We start from the raw sequence: 1,075 nt of genomic DNA, 5'->3' as shown, positions 1-1,075 counted from the left end.
ACCCCTACATCGACATCTACAACAAGCGCCAGCTCGTGCTGTGCGTCGGCCGCGGGGCGTGGGAGGACGACGGCGTGCGCACCCAGCACGTCCTCGATGACTCGTTCCGCCGCCTGGGCATCAGCGCCTGGTGCGACTTCTGGGGCACCGACGTCAACCACGACTGGCCCTGGTGGAAGAAGCAGATCCGCTACTTCCTGCCCATCGTGCTGCAGGACATGAAGAAGACCCTCGCGCAGGAGAGCGGCAGCTACGCCGATGGGCGCGCGGCGGAGCCGAAGGAGGAGCCGGAGCCCGAGGCGGAGCCAGCGCCCGCGGCTGAGGCCAAGAAGGAACCTGAGGCCGCGCCGGCGGCCGAGGCCAAGCCGAAACCGGAGCCCGAGGCCAAGCCCGCGCCGGAGCCCGAGGCCAAGCCCGCGCCGAAGCCTGAGGCCAAGCCCGCGCCGAAGCCTGAGGCCAAGCCGAAGCCCGCTCCCAAGGCCGAACCGGCCCCCGCGGCCAAGCCCGCGCCGGTTGCCAAGCCCAAGGCTGCGGCGAAGTCCGCGCCGAAGCTCGCGGCGAAGCCCGCGCCCAAGGCCGTCCCGGCGCCCAAGGCTGCCCCCGCACCCAAGCTCGCGGCCAAGCCCGCGCCCAAGGCCGTCCCAGCGTCCAAGCCTGCCCCCGCCCCGGAGCCCGAGGCCAAGCCCGCTCCTTCCGCGGCAAAGAAGCCCGCTCCCGCGAAGGGCGCTGTGGCCGCTAGAAAGAAGGTCTCCTCCTCAAAGAGGAGGTCCAAGCACTAAGGATCCGTCTTCATGAACTTTGTTTTTGTCTCGCCTCAGTTCCCTGAGGTGTATCGGCGCTTCTGTGAAGCCCTCGCCTGCGACGGCGCGTCTGTCTACGGCGTGGGCGACACCCCCTACGACCAGATCCACCCCGAGCTCAAGGAGTGCCTCACTGAGTATTACTGGGTGCCGTCGCTCGAGGACTACGACCAGGTCTTCCGCGCGCTCGCGTACCTGAGCTGGAAGTACGGCAAGATTGACTGGATCGAGTCGAACAACGAGTACTGGCTCCCGCTCGACGCGCGCCTGCGCGA

General features: G+C 68.9%; 2 protein-coding genes. Both read left to right on the top strand.

From position 1 onward, the window contains the following. On the top strand, window positions 1-779 hold a 779-nt coding region (locus tag ACT84W_RS09145), incomplete at its 5' end, for a hypothetical protein (protein ID WP_444328983.1). A gap of 12 nt (window positions 780-791) precedes the next feature. Beyond that, window positions 792-1,075: hypothetical protein (locus tag ACT84W_RS09140; protein ID WP_444328982.1), on the top strand; the 284-nt coding region annotated here is incomplete at its 3' end.

Source organism: Paratractidigestivibacter sp. (genome assembly GCF_052362415.1).
Taxonomy (GTDB): domain Bacteria; phylum Actinomycetota; class Coriobacteriia; order Coriobacteriales; family Atopobiaceae; genus Paratractidigestivibacter.
The sequence above is the reverse complement of the archived record's forward strand: the minus strand, read 5'-3'. Positions and strand labels throughout refer to the sequence as shown.